The following is a 16,087-nucleotide window of genomic DNA, read 5'->3' as shown; positions in this document are numbered from 1 at the left end:
AAAGCATGGCAGTCGATTTCAAATATATCGTCGTCGGCCGCGGGCTCATGGGGGCAGCGGCGGCGCGGCATCTGGCGCGGCAAGTGGACGGTGTCGCAGTGATCGGTCCGGACGAGCCTGATGACCGCAAGGCGCATCAGGGCGTCTTCGCCAGCCATTACGACGAGGGGCGCATCACCCGTACCATCGATCCCGACCGCAATTGGGCCCTACTCGCCAACCGTTCGATCGGCCGTTATGGCGAGATCGCTCGCGACAGTGGCATCGACTTCTATCGCGAGGTCGGCTGTGCCGTCGTCGCGCCGACGCAGAGCGATTATCTCGAGAGAACCCGACAGGCCGCCATCTCGCTCGGTGTCGAGACTCGCCTTCTCGATGGGGCCGGCCTGAAGGCCGCTTTTCCCTTTTTCGCCTTTCCTGATGGTGGCGCCGGCGTCTTCGAGGCGAAGGGGGCGGGCCACATCAGTCCGCGCAGCCTGGTCAAGGCGCAGTCGCTGCTCGCCGAAAAGGCAGGCGCCACCGTCATTCGTGACTATGTCGTTTCGATCCGCAGCGAGGGCGGCGTGGCTGTCGTCGAGACATCAGGCGGCCGGATCTGCCGCGGTGAAAAAGTGCTGCTGGCGGCGGGCGGATTTTCCATTGCGGAGAATCTGTTGCCGCGGCCCGTTGCCATGACGGTTTATGCCCGGACCGTGACGCTTTTCGAGGTAAGCGAGGCCGATGCTGCGCGCCTGGCCGCGATGCCGTCGCTCATTCTCCGGGCGCCCGGCATCGAAATCTACCTGCTGCCGCCGATCCGGTATCCCGACGGCAAATTCTACTTGAAGATCGGCGGCGATCCTGACGATATGGCACTCAGCGACGACGCCGATATGCGCGCTTGGTTCAAGACCGAGGGCCGCGATACGGTGCGCGCGCATCTCAAACGCATCGTTGAAGGTCTCGTGCCCGATATCGTGCCGCTCTCGATTTCGACGGCGGCCTGCGTCGTGTCGCATACGGAACGCGGCTACCCGATGATTGGCTACACCTCATCGCCAGAAATCGCGGTGCTCACGGGCTGTGCCGGAACGTCGGCCAAGAGCTCGGACGAGATCGGCCGGCTTGGGGCCGAGCTGCTTTTGTCAGGCGGAATCGGCGGACAGGGCTATTCCACGGATTTCACACCGCAATTTCGCTAGAGCATTTCCGTTTTTCTCCGAACCACGGGGGTGCTCTCTTTTTTGTTGTTCCGCAATTCCGGACGCAAAACCGATGCGCAGTGTTGCTGGAATTGCTCTGAGCGATATCGTTTATTTCGATAGCAATTGCGATCCCTCTCGTTTATGGGAGCCGTGCCAGTTGGCTGGGCAGCCGCGCTTTACCAATGCCGAAAGGCGGTAGGGTGAGGAAAGTCCGGGCTCCACGGAAACACGGTGCCGGATAACGTCCGGCGAGGGCGACCTCAGGGAAAGTGCCACAGAAAGCAAACCGCCTGTCATGACAGGTAAGGGTGAAAGGGTGGGGTAAGAGCCCACCGCATCTCCGGCAACGGAAATGGCACGGTAAACCCCACCGGGAGCAAGACCGAATAGGGATGACGCGGCAGGCCGAAAGGCCTTCCGGCCGGTTTCCAGGCCAGTCATCCGGGTGGGTTGCGTGAGGCAGCGTGCGAACGCTGTCCCAGAGGAATGGCTGCCACGTTCCGGTTCACGCCGGAGCCATACAGAACCCGGCTTACAGGCCAACTGGCGATTACCATCTTAACGGCGCGGCAGCCGGATTTTCCGCGTAAGTCGCTGAAACCGGCTGTTTTCAAGCGAATGTTTATGCATCCATAGGACGGATTTTCATTGTAGCTTTACCAATGCGTGTCATTTGTAAGGTGAGCTGCTAACCCTTTGTTAAACTTAACGGCTTATAAATTTTTGATCATGCGTCCATTGCAAAATGGGCGTATCCCATTGACGCCCATATGGTCCCATGCTATCCCAAATGCGCACTGCACCAGGGCAATCATCTGCCCATTCATCGCAAAGCAAAGGCGTCTTCCTCTCCGGAAGCGTCGGAAGGGTTTTTGCTCATCCGGCTTGCGAAGCTGTGCCTGATATCGGGAGTTTCGGGCGTTTTTTGGTCCGGATCCCTGCGGGAACGGATGTTTCGTGTGATGAGCCGCTTCCTTTCGAACGCGACCAACAGGATCGACGCCAAGGGCAGGGTCTCCGTGCCTTCGGCGTTCCGTTCCGTGCTGGCGCAGCGCAACGTCCAGGAGCTCTACTGCTTTCAGGACTTTGTGTTTCCGGCGATCAGCGTCGGCGGTCCGGATCTTCTCGAAAGATTCGAACGGCAGATTGCTGCGGAGGATCCGTTTTCGCCGGATGCGAACGAGATGTCGCTTCTCATTCATGGAGGCGGGGTCTTCATGAAGCTCGACGCCGAGGGGCGGCTGATGGTCACGGATTTCATTCGGGGCTTCACTGGCATCTCGGACGAAGTGACCTTCGTCGGTCGGGCGGATCATTTTCAGCTCTGGCAACCGCAGGCTTTTGTGGCTGCACAGGCGCAAGCACGAGGGGAGCGCAAGCTGGCGGGCAAGCGCTCCTGAAAGAACGAGGAAACGGAATGGTGGCGAATCCTGGCGGAGGTTCAACTGATGCCGGTGGCGGACCGGTTCGTCACATTCCGGTTCTTCTCGACGAAGTCGTTGCGGCGCTGGCGCCCGCGCCCGGCAAGATCATCCTCGATGGTACATTCGGTGCGGGCGGTTACAGCTCGGCCATCCTTGCCGCCGGCGCCGAGGTGATCGCGCTCGACCGCGATCCGACGGCAATTGCGGCTGGCCAAGAGATGGTCGCTGCCCATGGCGGTCGGCTCAGGCTCGTTCATTCGCAATTCTCGAATCTTGGCGATTACGCGCCGCCGGGCGGGCTCGACGGCGTCGTGCTCGATATCGGCGTCTCTTCCATGCAGATCGACGAGGCCGAGCGCGGCTTCTCCTTCCAGAAAAAAGGTCCGCTCGACATGCGCATGTCGGCCGAAGGCGTTTCGGCCGCCGATGTTGTCAACCGCGCCAAGGTCGCCGATCTCATCCGCATCTTCCATTTTCTCGGTGAGGAAAGCCAGGCGCCGCGCATCGCCCATGCGATCGAGAAGCGCCGCGCCGAAAAGCCGTTCGAAACGACGCGCGATCTCGCCGGCCTCATCGAGCTCGTCACGCCGCGCAAGATGAAGGACAAGATCCATCCGGCAACGCGCGTCTTCCAGGCATTGCGCATCTTCGTCAATGACGAGCTTGGCGAACTGGCGCAGGCGCTGTTTGCGGCGGAGGCGGCGCTGAAACCCGGCGGGCGGCTCGTCGTCGTCACCTTTCATTCGCTCGAAGACCGCATCGTCAAGAAATTCTTCTCCGACCGCGCCGGCAAGGCGTCGGGTTCGCGGCACCTGCCGGTCGCACATGAGCGGGCCGCAACCTTTGCGGTCATCGGCAAGCCGATGGTTTCGGCAAGCGAGGCGGAGGCGGAGATCAATCCGCGTGCCCGCTCCGCCAAGCTTCGCGCTGGCCTGAGGACCGACGCTGCCGCCGAAGCCGCGGATATGTCGCTCTTCGGGTTTCCCAATCTTGCCAGCCTCGGAAAGCTTGGTGGTTGATATGCTGAAAACGTTCGATCTCGTGCTCATCGGCGTCATGACGGCCACTGCCGCCGTAACCTACACGATCAAGCACCGCGCCGAATTGAAGCTCGAGGAGGTTCACCGCCTCGAAGCCGAGATCAAGCTCGAGAAGGACACGATCGACCTTCTCAAGGCCGACTGGGCGCTGCAATCGCAGCCGAACCGGCTGGAGCGACTGGTCAGAGCCTATAATGACGAATTGAAGCTGCAGCCGACGGAATCGACGGCGCTGGTGCATGCCAAGGAATTGCCGATGCTGAAATCCGAGGTTCCCGTGCCTGATGTGACGGAGGCCAAGGTCAGCGCCAAAAGCGCGACCGAGGCCAGCGCCAAGACCGAGGCCAGTGCCAAAGGCGCGACCGTGGCCAGTGCCAAGGGCGCGCCAGACACCGCCAAGGGCGCGCAAGCCATCGCCAAGGCACAACCCATTCCAACGCCTTCGCCGCGCGGTGAGGCAGAGGATGCAGATCAGATCGAAACCGGATCGGTGGAGGAATAATGTCGTTTCTTTCCCGCATCATGGTTTTGAAGAGCCAGGCGCATTTCTCCGCCGGCGTCTATAACCGCTTCGGTGGTCCTTCCCCCGCTGGCTTGGCGATCGAGGGATCGCGCAAGAAGAAATCAGGGCAGGCAAAAAGCCGCGTCGGCCTGCTGATCCTTGGCTTCATGGGTGTCTACGCGGTCATCGGCGGCCGTCTCGTCGAATATGCAATGAAGGACCAGGAGGTCGTCTCCAGCATCCTGCCGCCCGACCGGCTGATGGCCTCGCGCCCCGACATTCTCGACCGCAACGGCGAGGTGCTGGCGACGGACATCCGTACCGTCTCGCTGTTTGCCGAACCGAACAAGATCGTCGACGCCGACGAGGCGGTCGAGAAGCTCGCGACGGTGCTGCCCGAGCTCGACGTCAAGGACACCTACAAGAAACTCTCGGTCAAGACCTCGCATTTCGCCTGGCTGCGCCGGCAGCTGACGCCGAAGCAGCAGAGCCAGATCCTGGCGCTCGGCATTCCCGGGATCGGCTTCCGGCCGGAGAAGCGCCGCTTCTATCCGGGCGGCTCGACCGCCGCGCATATCCTCGGTTACGTCAACATCGACAACCGCGGTGTCGCCGGCATGGAGAAATTTATCGACGACCAGGGGTTGGCCGATCTCGCCTCCGTCGGCATGACCAGCGACCAGCCGCTCGAGCCGGTGCGGCTATCGATCGACCTGCGCGTGCAGAACATCGTGCGGGACGCGGTCGTCAACGCCGTCAACAACTTTCAGTCCAAGGGCGCGGGTGCTGCGGTCATCGACGTGCATACGGGAGAAGTGCTAGCGATGGCATCGGCGCCGGATTTCGATCCGAACGATCCGCAGGAAGGCGCCAAGGAGGGTTGGCTCAACCGGATGACCAACGGCACCTTCGAAATGGGCTCGACCTTCAAGACCTTTTCGCTGGCCATGGCGCTCGATAGCGGCAAGGTGAAGATGACCGACAGTTTCGATGCCAGCAAATCGATCTATATCGGCGGTTTCACTATCCACGATTTTCACGGGCAGCGCCGCTGGCTGACTGTTCCCGAGATTTTCCAATATTCGTCGAATATCGGTACGGCGCGCGTCATCGACATCGTCGGCATCGACGCGCAGAAGGACTATCTGACCAAGTTCGGCCTCTTGACGAAGATGCAGACCGAGCTGCCCGAAGTGAAGATGCCGAGCCAGCCGCGGGTCTGGAAGAAGATCAATTCGATCACAATTTCCTTTGGCCACGGCGTCTCGACGACGGCGCTGCAGACAGGGGTGGCGGCCGCCGCTCTCGTCAACGGCGGCAAGCTGATAGAGCCGACATTCCTGCCGCGCACGCGCGAGCAGGCTGATGAGATCGCCACGCAGGTGATCAAGAAGTCGACCAGCGACGAGATCCGCTATCTCCTTGACTTCAACGGCTACAAGGGATCCGGGCGCGTCGCCCGCGTGCCGGGCTTTTCCGTCGGCAGCAAGACCGGCACGGCCGACAAGGTGGTGAACGGGCGTTATTCGGCGACCCTGAATTTCAATTCCTTCATCGCCGCATTCCCGATCAACGATCCCAAATATGCGGTGATCACCTTCTGCGACGAGCCGAAGACCGGTGAGAAGGCCTATGGCGGAACGATCTCGGCCGGTACCGCCGGTCCGATCGCCCGCGAGATCATCAGCCGCGCGGCCCCCATTCTCGGCATCGAGCCGAAATTCGGGGAGGGCGGATCGGCCTTGCTGGTGTCTTATTGAGTGTGAATGAATATCGACGCCGATTCGCGAGGGGTGAACCGGATTCAAGAGAGAAAAGTGCGTGCGATGAAATTGCGAGACCTGGCCGGAGATCAGTTTCCGGAACTTGAAGCACAGCTCGAAGGCCCGGCAGGCTTGCTTGATATTTCAGGCCTGTCTTCGGACAGCCGCAAGGTGGCGCCGGGCAATGCTTTCGTCGCGGTCGCCGGCACCAAGGCGGACGGCGCAGGCTTCATCGCGGATGCCGCCGGCCGCGGCGCTGCCGTCGCGATCGCCTCCCAAGCCGTCGCTGCTGCGATCCCGGTGCTTGCGGTCAAGGAGCCGCGGCGTTTCCTTTCCATCGCCGCCGCGCGTTTCCATGGCAGGCAGCCCGATACCATGGTCGCCGTCACCGGCACCGCGGGCAAAACCTCCGTCGCTTCTTTCACCCGGCAGATCTGGGCGCATGCTGGCCACGCGGCCGCAATGATCGGCACGACGGGCGTCGTCTCGCCGACGCGCAACGAATATGGCTCGCTGACGACGCCCGATCCTGTGTCGCTCCATGAGCTGTTGGCGGAACTTGCCGGAGAGGGCGTGACGCATGCCGCGATGGAGGCCTCCAGCCACGGCCTCGACCAGTGCCGGCTCGACGGCGTGAAGCTTGCGGCAGCCGCCTTCACCAATCTCGGCCGGGACCACATGGATTATCATCCGACGATCGAGGCCTATATGGCCGCCAAGATGCGGCTTTTCGATACGCTGTTGCCGAAGGGATCGCTGGCGGTGATCTTCGCTGACGATCCGTGGTCGGCGCAGGCGATCAAGGCCGCGACCGATGCCGGTCACGATGTTCGTACCGTCGGGCGAAAGGGTGACTACCTCTCGTTGAAGCGGGTCGAGCACTTCCGCCACAAGCAGACGGCCGAGATCCATATCGGCGGCGAGATCTTCGAGGTGGACATTCCGCTGGCCGGCGACTTCCAGGTCGCCAACGCACTGGTCGCGGCGGGGCTTGCCATGTCGACCGGCGTTGAGGCGAAGGTTGCGATGGCCGCGCTCGAGAAGCTCGTCGGCGCGTCCGGCCGTCTCGAACTTGTCGGCCATACGAAAGACGGGGCGCTCGCCTATGTCGATTACGCCCACAAGCCGGACGCGCTGGAAAACGTGCTGGGCTCGGTCAGACCCTTCACCACCGGCCGCGTCATCGTCGTCTTCGGCTGCGGCGGCGACCGTGACCGCGGCAAGCGGCCGATCATGGGCGAAATCGCCTGCCGACTTGCCGACGTCGTCATCGTCACCGACGATAATCCGCGTTCGGAGGAGCCGGCCTCGATCCGGGCGGAGATTATGGCGGCAGCAAGCTGCGCCTCGGAAATTGCCGATCGCGCCGCGGCGATCCGCGAGGCTGCGGGCATGCTGAGATCCGGGGATACGCTGATCGTCGCCGGAAAGGGGCATGAGGAAGGGCAGACGATCGGCGACGTCACCCTGCCGTTTTCCGATCATGCGGAGGTGCGCAAGGCCTTGGAGGACCTGAAATCTTGAGTTGGCTCTGGACGACCGAAGACATGATCGCAGCGATGGCGGGGCGCCCCTTCGGCACTCCGCCCGAAGGAATCACCGGCATCTCCATCGACAGCCGTTCGATTTCGCTAGGCGAAGCCTTCTTCGCGATCAAGGGCGACCGTGTCGACGGTCACGACTACGCATCGATGGCGATGGCGAACGGTGCCTCCCTTCTCGTCGTCAGCGAGGCGAGGCTTCCCGCCATGGGTCGGCTGACGGTGCCGATGATCGTCGTGGAAGACGTGCTCGCGGCACTCGGCCGGCTCGGCCTTGCCTCGCGCGAGCGCTCAAAGGCCCAGATCATCGCGGTGACGGGATCTGTGGGAAAGACGACCACCAAGGAAATGCTGCGGCATGTGCTGTCGCCCTCCGGCAAGGTGCACGCCTCCGTCGCCTCCTTCAATAATCATTGGGGCGTGCCGCTGACGCTGGCACGCATGCCTGAGGATACGGATTACGGCGTCTTCGAAGTCGGAATGAACCATCCCGGCGAGATCCGGCCGCTGGTGGCGATGATCCGTCCCGATGTCGCCATCATCACGACGATCGCGCCGGCGCATCTCGGCAATTTCAAGAATATCAAGGAAATCGCCGCCGCCAAGGCCGAGATATTCGAGGGGCTCGAACCCGGTGGACATGTCGTGCTCAACCGCGACAACGACCAGTTCAATTTCCTCGACCGCACGGCGCAATCACACGGCATCGAGCATATCCATTCCTTCGGCCAGCATGCCAAGGCCGAATTCCGGCTCGCAGAATTCAATGGCTCCGACGAGAATTCGACGCTGTGGCTGACGATCGGCGGCGAGACGCTGGAAGTTGCGCTCGGCGCGCCGGGCCGCCATATCGCCGAGAATGCGCTCGCAGCGCTCGGCGTCGTCAGGATCGTCGGCGCCGATATGCAGAAGGCGATCGAAGCGCTTGCGACGCTGAAGCCGGAAAAGGGCAGGGGCAAGCGCCACCGGCTTTCGATCGGCAGCGGCAGCGGCAGCTTCACGCTGATCGACGAGAGCTACAATGCCAATCCGTCCTCGATGCGCGCGGCGATCGCGCTGCTGGCGGCTTCCGAGCCGACCGGCCGCGGACGCCGTATCGCCGTGCTCGGCGACATGCTTGAGATGGGCGACTATGCGCAGAAGGTCCATACCGATCTTGCGGTGCCGCTGCTTGCCGCCGGTATCGAACATGTCTGGCTGGCCGGAGCCGAGATGGCAACACTCAAGGAATCGTTGCCGGAAAGCGTCCATGTCGAATATCGCGAGAACACGAGCGAATTGACGGACTATGTGTTGAACTCGGTCGCGCCGGGCGACGTGTTGATGGTGAAATCGTCTCTGGGCATCGGTTTCGGCAAGATCGTCGCCGCGCTCCTTGACAAGTTCCCGCCATTTGCCGACACGCAACGCGAATTTTGATCGGGTAAACAAGGGGACCTGAATGCTGATCTGGCTTGTCGAACTGTCGGAATATTTCAAATTTCTGAATTTGTTCAGATATATTACCTTCCGCACGGGGGCCGCTCTCTTCACCTCAGCGCTGATCGTCTTCCTGTTCGGGCCGACGATCATCAATTCGCTGCGCATCCGCCAAGGCAAGGGCCAGCCGATCCGCGCCGACGGGCCGCAGACGCATTTCAAGAAGGCCGGCACGCCGACCATGGGCGGGCTGATGATCCTCGCCGGCATCATCGGCGCATCGCTGCTCTGGGCCGATCTTTCCAACGTCTATGTCGTCGCCACGCTGCTGGTGACGCTGGGCTTCGGCGCGATCGGCTTCTACGACGATTACCTTAAGGTCACGAAGCAGAGCCATATGGGCTTTTCGGGCAAGGCGCGTCTCGGCATCGAATTCGTCATCGCCGGCATCGCCGTCTATTTCATGATGCGCACCGCTCTTGCCTCGGGGATTGCCGGCTCGACCTTCGGCTCCTCGATCGCCTTTCCGTTCTTCAAGGACTTCATGATCAATATCGGCATCATGTTCGTCGTCTTCGGCGGCTTCGTCATTGTCGGCGCCGGCAATGCCGTCAATCTGACCGACGGTCTCGACGGGCTTGCCATCGTGCCTGTGATGATCGCCGCCGCCTCCTTCGGCGTCATCGCCTATCTCGCCGGCAACGTGGTGTTTGCGAACTACCTGCAGATCAATTTCGTGCCCGGCACCGGCGAGCTCGCCGTCGTGCTCGGCGCCGTCATCGGCGCCGGCCTCGGCTTCCTCTGGTTCAACGCGCCGCCGGCCGCCATTTTCATGGGCGACACTGGGTCGCTGGCACTCGGCGGCACGATCGGCACCGTCGCCGTCGCCACCAAGCACGAGATCGTCATGGCGATCATCGGCGGCCTCTTCGTCATCGAGACGCTGTCGGTCATCATCCAGGTCGGTTTCTTCAAGATGACCGGCCGGCGCGTCTTCCTGATGGCGCCGATCCATCATCACTTCGAGAAGAAGGGCTGGACCGAGAGCCAGGTGGTGATCCGCTTCTGGATCGTCGCCGTCGGTCTTGCGATGCTTGGCCTCTCGACGCTGAAGCTCCGGTGAGGCAGCGATGATCCCGGTCACGACGCTCAAGGATAGGAAGGTCGCGCTCTTCGGGCTCGGCGGCTCCGGCTTTGCCACCGCCCGGGCGCTGATATCAGGCGGTGCCGAGGTGACCGCCTGGGACGACAATCCAGACAGCGTCGCCAAGGCCGTGGCTGAAGGCATCAGGACGGAGGACCTGCACAGCATCGACTGGAGCCAGCAGGCGCTGTTCGTGCTGTCGCCCGGCGTGCCGCTCACCCATCCGAAGCCGCACTGGACTGTCGATCTTGCCCGCGCGGCCGGCGTCGATATCGTCGGCGACGTCGAGCTCTTCGTGCGCGAGCGCCGCGCCCATGCGCCGGATTGCCCTTTCATCGCCATAACAGGCACCAACGGCAAATCGACGACGACGGCACTGATCGCCCATATCTTGAAATCATCAGGCTACGACACGCAGCTCGGCGGCAATATCGGCACGGCGGTGCTGACGCTCGATCCGCCAAAGGCCGAGCGCTATTACGTCGTCGAATGCTCCTCCTATCAGATCGATCTGGCGCCGACGCTGGACCCGTCGGCCGGCATCCTGCTCAACCTGACGCCCGATCATCTCGACCGTCACGGCACTATGCAGCATTATGCCGACATCAAGGAACGGCTGGTCGCCGGCAGCGACGTCGCAATCGTCGGCATCGACGACAGCCATTCGGCGCTGATTGCCGACCGCGTCGAGCGGGCGGGCGTCAAGGTGGTCCGCATCTCGCGCCGCAACGTCGTGGCCGACGGCATTTATGCCGAGGGCACCAAGCTGATCCAGGCCGCCGGCGGCGCGATGCTGCCTTTCGTCGATCTCGACGGCATCCAGACGCTGCGCGGCAGCCACAATGCGCAGAACGCCGCTGCAGCCGTCGCTGCCTGCCTCGCCGTCGGAGTTTCCGCCGAAGAGATCCGCGCCGGCCTCGCCTCGTTCCCCGGCCTCAAGCACCGCATGCAGCCGGTCGGGCAGCGTGGCCGCGTCGTTTTCGTCAATGATTCCAAGGCGACCAATGCCGATGCTGCGGCGCCGGCCCTTTCGAGCTATGATCGCATCTACTGGATCGCCGGCGGCCTGCCGAAGGCTGGCGGCATTACGACGCTCGCTCCCTATTTTCCGCGCATCGCCAAGGCCTATCTGATCGGCGAGGCGGCGGCGGAATTCGCCGCGACGCTCGGCGAGGCTGTTCCTTACGAAATATCGGACACGCTGGAGCGCGCCGTCGCGCATGCGGCCGCCGATGCCGAACGCGACGAGAGCGCCGCTTCGGCCGTGATGTTATCCCCGGCTTGCGCAAGCTTCGACCAGTATAAGAATTTCGAAGTCAGGGGTGAAGCCTTCGTCGGCCACGTGGCGGCGCTTGACGGGATTGCGATGCTGATCGGTCCGGCAACAGGAGAGAAATGACATGGTAAGCCGCGCGGAACGTGGGCCTCTGGCCGATTGGTTCTGGACCATCGACCGCTTCTTCCTGGCAATGTTCATCTTCCTGATGGGTATCGGATTCATGCTGTCGTTCGCGGCATCTCCTGCGGTCGCCGAACGCATCGGGCTCGAGCCTTTCCACTTCGTCAAGCGCCATGCGGCCTTCATGATCCCCTCGATCGGCGTCATGCTCGGGCTGTCGTTCCTGACGCCGCGCCAGGTGCGGCGAACCGCGATCCTGATCCTGATCGTCTCGGTCGCGATGATGGTACTGGTGCTGTTCGTCGGGCAGGAGGTCAAGGGTGGCAGGCGCTGGATCTGGATCGCCGGCCTTTCCATCCAGCCATCGGAATTCATGAAGCCCGCCTTCGTCGTGGTCTGCGCCTGGCTGTTTGCCGAACATGCGCGCCAGCCGGAGATCCCCGGCAATCTCTTTGCCATCATTCTGTTCGGCATCGTCGCAGCCCTTCTCATCGCGCAGCCGGACCTCGGCCAGACCATCCTGACCACGGCCGTCTGGGGCGGGATGTTCTTCATGGCCGGCATGCCATGGATCTGGATCATGCTGCTCGGTATCGGCGGCGCCGGCGGCCTGCTCAGCGCCTACTACGTCTTCCCGCACGTTGCGTTGCGCATAGACAAATTCATGACCGGCGAAGGCGACACGTTCCAGATCGACACCGCGCGCGAGGCGATCATCCGCGGCAACTGGTTCGGCCAAGGACCGGGCGAGGGGATCGTCAAGCGCATCATCCCGGATGCGCATACCGACTTCATCTTCTCGGTCGCGGCCGAGGAATTCGGCATCGTCTTCTGCATGGCGCTCGTTGCGCTGTTTACCGTGCTGGTGCTCCGCGGCCTGTCGCATGCCTATCGCGAGCGCAACGACTTCAACCGTTTCGCCGTCGCCGGCCTGGTGCTGCAGATGGGCATTCAGTCGATCATCAATATCGGCGTCAATCTCGAATTGCTGCCGGCGAAGGGCATGACGCTGCCGCTGATTTCCTACGGCGGCTCGTCTATGGTCGCGATCTGCGTCACCGCCGGCTTCATTCTGGCGCTGACGCGCCATCGACCGGAAAAACGGGCGCAGGACCGGAGCCTCTTCCGCGTCCCGCACGGCATGCCGGCGGAGTAGAAGACTATGAGCAAAGGCATCGTGCTGCTTGCCGCCGGGGGAACCGGCGGCCATGTGTTCCCGGCGGAGGCGCTGGCCTTCAAGCTGAAGGAGCGCGGCTATTCGGTGCATCTCGTCACGGACAGCCGGGCTGAGCGCTATGCCGGCAAGTTCCCGGCCGAGGAAATCCATGTCGTACCGTCGGCGACGATCGGCTCGAAGAACCCGGTTGCTGTCGCCCGCTCGCTATGGACGCTCTGGAGCGGCATGCGGGCGGCGAAGAAACTGATCCAGCGGTTGCGGCCGATCATCGTCGTTGGTTTCGGTGGTTATCCCACCGTGCCGCCGCTGCTCGCCGCCACCCGGCTCGGCGTGCCCTCGATGATCCACGAGCAGAATGCGGTGATGGGGCGCGCCAACAAGGCCCTGGCAACCCGCGTGCAGGCCATCGCCGGCGGGTTCCTGCCGGAGGGAGGCGCTGCCTCTCCAGACAAGACGGTGACGACGGGCAATCCGGTCCGCCCGGCGATCATCGCTGCGGCCGAGGTGCCGTACACGCCGTCGCATCCCGGCGAGGCCTTCAACCTCGTCGTCTTCGGCGGCAGCCAGGGCGCGCAATATTTCTCCAAGGCGCTGCCGACGGCGATCAGCCTGCTCGACGAGGCGCTTCGCGTGCGCCTGCGCATCACCCAGCAGGTGCGTCCCGAGGATATGGAAATGGTCAGCGGCTGCGTCGCCAAGCTGGAGATGGGAGCCGATATCGCCCCCTTCTTTACCGACATGGCCGAGAGGCTGGCGAGGGCGCATCTCGTCATCTGCCGTTCGGGCGCCTCGACGGTTTCGGAAATCTCCGTCATCGGCCGGCCTGCCGTGCTCGTGCCTTACCCGCACGCTCTCGATCACGATCAGGCGGCGAATGCGGCGGCACTTGCTGCGACCGGCGGGGCAAAGGTGATCGCCCAGTCGGAGCTTTCGCCGGAGAAGATCGCAGCGATCCTGACGGCTGTCATGAACGATCCGGAAAAGCTTTTGCACATGGCGGCGGCGGCGAAACGCGCCGGGAAACCCGATGCAGCGAACTTGCTTGCCGACATGGTTGAGGCTATTGCCGCCAGACGGACAATTGCAGAATTCAAGAGGACACGCGCATGAAACTGCCGAAGACGATCGGCCTCGTCCATTTCATCGGCATAGGTGGCATCGGCATGAGCGGCATTGCCGAGGTGCTGCACAATCTCGGCCATAAGGTGCAGGGATCGGATCAGGCCGACAGCGCCAATGTCCAGCGCCTGCGCGACAAGGGCATCGAAGTGTTTGTCGGTCACCGAGCCGAAAACCTGGGTGAGGCCGAAGTCGTCGTCGTCTCGACGGCGATCAAGAAGAGCAATCCGGAACTCATCGCCGCGCGCGAAAAGCTGCTGCCGGTGGTGCGCCGCGCCGAGATGCTGGCCGAGTTGATGCGCTTCCGCAATGCGATCGCCATCGGCGGCACGCATGGCAAGACGACGACCACGTCGCTGGTTGCCGCGCTGCTCGAAGCCGGCGGACTTGATCCGACCGTCATCAATGGCGGCATCATCAATGCCTACGGCACCAATGCCCGCATGGGCGAGGGCGAGTGGATGGTGGTCGAGGCCGATGAATCGGACGGCACCTTCCTGAAGCTTCCTGCCGATGTCGCGGTCATTACCAATATCGACCCGGAACATCTCGACCATTACGGCAATTTCGACGCCGTGCGCGCCGCCTTCCGGCAGTTCGTCGAGAATGTGCCGTTCTACGGGTTCGGCGTCATGTGCCTCGACCATCCCGAGGTGCAGTCGTTGGTCGGCCGCATCGAGGATCGCAAGATCATCACCTATGGCGAAAACCCGCAGGCCGACGTGCGTTTCATGAATGTGCGCATCGACGGCACGCGCTCGATCTTTGACGTCCAAATCCGTCGCCGCCGCACCGGCCAGGTTATCGAGCTCAAGGGGCTGGTCATGCCGATGCCGGGGCGCCATAATATTTCCAACGCAACGGCGGCGATCGCGGTTGCCAACCGGCTCGGCATATCGAGCGCCGATATCGCCAAGGGGCTTGCCTCCTTCGGTGGCGTCAAGCGCCGTTTCACGCTGACCGGTGAGTGGAACGGCGTGCAGATATTCGATGATTACGGCCACCATCCCGTCGAGATCAAGGCGGTGCTGCGCGCCGCCCGAGAATCCTGCAAGGGGCGTGTCATCGCCGTCCACCAGCCGCATCGCTTTAGCCGTCTTGCGAGCCTGTTCGAGGAATTCGCCGCCTGCTTCAACGATGCCGACAGCATCTTCCTGGCACCCGTCTATGCGGCGGGCGAGGATCCGATCGAGGGTATCGATTCCGTGTCGCTGGTCTCGCGCATCAAATCCGGCGGCCATCGCGACGCCCGCTTTCTAAGCTCGGCGGAGCTTTTGCCGCAGATGGTCGCGGAGGTTGCAAAGCCTGGCGATTTCGTGGTTCTGTTGGGGGCTGGGAGCATTACATCCTGGGCGGCGGCGCTGCCCAAGCAACTGGAAGGCCTATCGGGAAAGTCCGTATGAAACAGGTGAATGGGGAAAAGCTTCTCGCGTCTCTCGGAGACGGTGTAAAGGATATCCGCGGCCGTATCACGCCGGATGCCCCGATGGATCGTGTCACCTGGTTCAGGGCCGGCGGTCTGGCCGAGCTGATGTTCCAGCCGCATGACATCGACGATCTCATCGCCTTCCTGAAGATATTGCCGGAAGAGGTGCCGCTGACGGTGGTCGGCGTCGGCTCCAACATCCTGGTACGCGACGGCGGCATTCCGGGCGTCGTGCTGCGCCTGTCGGCCAAGGGGTTCGGCTTCGTCGAGCTCGCCGGCGAAAACCGGATTCTCGCCGGCGCCATCTGCCCGGATAAGCATGTGGCGGCGATGGCGATGGACAACGGCATCGGCGGCTTTCATTTCCTCTACGGCATTCCCGGCGGCATCGGCGGCGCGGCGCGCATGAATGCCGGGGCTAACGGCGTGGAGACGCGCGAGCGGCTGATCGAAGTCCATGCGGTCGACCGCAAGGGCGATAAGCATGTGCTTTCCAATGCCGAGATGGGCTACTCCTACCGGCATTCGACCGCATCGACAGATCTGATCTTCACCTCCGTGCTGTTCGAGGGCTATCCGGAAGAGCGCGCGCAGATCCGCGCCGAGATGGACGCGGTGCGCAATCACCGCGAGACGGTGCAGCCGGTTCGCGAAAAGACCGGCGGCTCGACCTTCAAAAACCCGACCGGCCATTCGGCCTGGAAACTGATCGACGAGGCAGGCTGCCGCGGCCTCGTCATCGGCGGAGCGCAGATGTCGTCGCTTCACTGCAACTTCATGATCAACATGGGGCAGGCAACCGGCTACGACCTCGAATATCTCGGCGAACAGGTGCGTCGCGAGGTCTTCGAAAAAGACGGCATCAAGCTCGAATGGGAAATCAAACGCCTCGGCGTCTTTATGCCCGGCCGCGAAGTGCGTCCGTTCCATGGCGTGACGAGCGAGTAAC

The 16,087-nt window shown here is 62.7% G+C and carries 13 protein-coding genes and 1 other RNA gene; all 14 read left to right on the top strand.

All coding sequences use genetic code 11. The features are described from left to right. Nucleotides 1-5: 5 nt before the first annotated feature. The 14 genes from N1937_RS14465 (at nucleotide 6) to murB (ending at nucleotide 16,086) form a co-directional block, all read left to right on the top strand. The gene (locus tag N1937_RS14465; protein ID WP_017965112.1) at nucleotides 6-1,181 is read left to right on the top strand and encodes an NAD(P)/FAD-dependent oxidoreductase; all 1,176 of its coding nucleotides are present in this window, start codon (nucleotides 6-8) and stop codon (nucleotides 1,179-1,181) included. Nucleotides 1,182-1,337: 156 nt separating this feature from the next. Beyond that, an RNA gene (rnpB, locus tag N1937_RS14460) (RNase P RNA component class A) lies at nucleotides 1,338-1,735 on the top strand. 411 nt (nucleotides 1,736-2,146) lie between these two features. Then, nucleotides 2,147-2,584, top strand: coding sequence for a division/cell wall cluster transcriptional repressor MraZ (gene mraZ, locus N1937_RS14455; protein WP_024320776.1), 438 nt, complete (start codon nucleotides 2,147-2,149; stop codon nucleotides 2,582-2,584). 17 nt (nucleotides 2,585-2,601) lie between these two features. Next, nucleotides 2,602-3,627, top strand: coding sequence for a 16S rRNA (cytosine(1402)-N(4))-methyltransferase RsmH (rsmH, locus tag N1937_RS14450; protein WP_162115957.1), 1,026 nt, complete (start codon nucleotides 2,602-2,604; stop codon nucleotides 3,625-3,627). A gap of 1 nt (nucleotide 3,628) precedes the next feature. Beyond that, the gene (ftsL, locus tag N1937_RS14445) at nucleotides 3,629-4,150 is read left to right on the top strand and encodes a cell division protein FtsL (protein WP_026154234.1); all 522 of its coding nucleotides are present in this window, start codon (nucleotides 3,629-3,631) and stop codon (nucleotides 4,148-4,150) included. Next, nucleotides 4,150-5,910, top strand: a complete 1,761-nt coding sequence (locus N1937_RS14440; RefSeq protein ID WP_017965108.1) for a peptidoglycan D,D-transpeptidase FtsI family protein — start codon at nucleotides 4,150-4,152, stop codon at nucleotides 5,908-5,910. The genes ftsL and N1937_RS14440 overlap by 1 nt, the downstream gene beginning before the upstream one ends. Nucleotides 5,911-5,916: 6 nt before the next feature. Next, nucleotides 5,917-7,437, top strand: coding sequence for a UDP-N-acetylmuramoyl-L-alanyl-D-glutamate--2,6-diaminopimelate ligase (locus tag N1937_RS14435; RefSeq protein WP_170254972.1), 1,521 nt, complete (start codon nucleotides 5,917-5,919; stop codon nucleotides 7,435-7,437). Further along, the gene (locus N1937_RS14430) at nucleotides 7,434-8,873 is read left to right on the top strand and encodes a UDP-N-acetylmuramoylalanyl-D-glutamyl-2,6-diaminopimelate--D-alanyl-D-alanine ligase (RefSeq protein ID WP_260056445.1); all 1,440 of its coding nucleotides are present in this window, start codon (nucleotides 7,434-7,436) and stop codon (nucleotides 8,871-8,873) included. Before N1937_RS14435 ends, N1937_RS14430 begins: the two co-directional genes overlap by 4 nt. Before the next feature lie 22 nt (nucleotides 8,874-8,895). Further along, nucleotides 8,896-9,996, top strand: coding sequence for a phospho-N-acetylmuramoyl-pentapeptide-transferase (gene mraY / locus N1937_RS14425; protein ID WP_017965105.1), 1,101 nt, complete (start codon nucleotides 8,896-8,898; stop codon nucleotides 9,994-9,996). A gap of 7 nt (nucleotides 9,997-10,003) precedes the next feature. Then, nucleotides 10,004-11,416 (top strand): UDP-N-acetylmuramoyl-L-alanine--D-glutamate ligase, encoded by a 1,413-nt coding sequence (gene murD, locus N1937_RS14420; protein ID WP_260056444.1) that lies wholly within the window; start codon nucleotides 10,004-10,006, stop codon nucleotides 11,414-11,416. 1 nt (nucleotide 11,417) lies between these two features. Then, nucleotides 11,418-12,572, top strand: coding sequence for a putative lipid II flippase FtsW (gene ftsW / locus N1937_RS14415; protein ID WP_260056443.1), 1,155 nt, complete (start codon nucleotides 11,418-11,420; stop codon nucleotides 12,570-12,572). Between the two features lie 6 nt (nucleotides 12,573-12,578). Continuing rightward, nucleotides 12,579-13,703 (top strand): undecaprenyldiphospho-muramoylpentapeptide beta-N-acetylglucosaminyltransferase, encoded by a 1,125-nt coding sequence (gene murG, locus N1937_RS14410; protein WP_260056442.1) that lies wholly within the window; start codon nucleotides 12,579-12,581, stop codon nucleotides 13,701-13,703. After that, on the top strand, nucleotides 13,700-15,115 hold the full coding sequence (gene murC / locus N1937_RS14405; RefSeq protein WP_017965101.1) for a UDP-N-acetylmuramate--L-alanine ligase: 1,416 nt from the start codon (nucleotides 13,700-13,702) through the stop codon (nucleotides 15,113-15,115). Before murG ends, murC begins: the two co-directional genes overlap by 4 nt. Further along, nucleotides 15,112-16,086: a UDP-N-acetylmuramate dehydrogenase gene (gene murB, locus N1937_RS14400; protein ID WP_017965100.1), complete on the top strand. Its 975-nt coding sequence runs from the start codon at nucleotides 15,112-15,114 to the stop codon at nucleotides 16,084-16,086. The genes murC and murB overlap by 4 nt, the downstream gene beginning before the upstream one ends. Nucleotide 16,087: the final 1 nt, after the last annotated feature.

The sequence above is a fragment of the Rhizobium sp. WSM4643 genome, assembly GCF_025152745.1.
GTDB lineage: Bacteria > Pseudomonadota > Alphaproteobacteria > Rhizobiales > Rhizobiaceae > Rhizobium > Rhizobium leguminosarum_I.
This window is presented reverse-complemented; position numbering and strand designations above follow the sequence as displayed.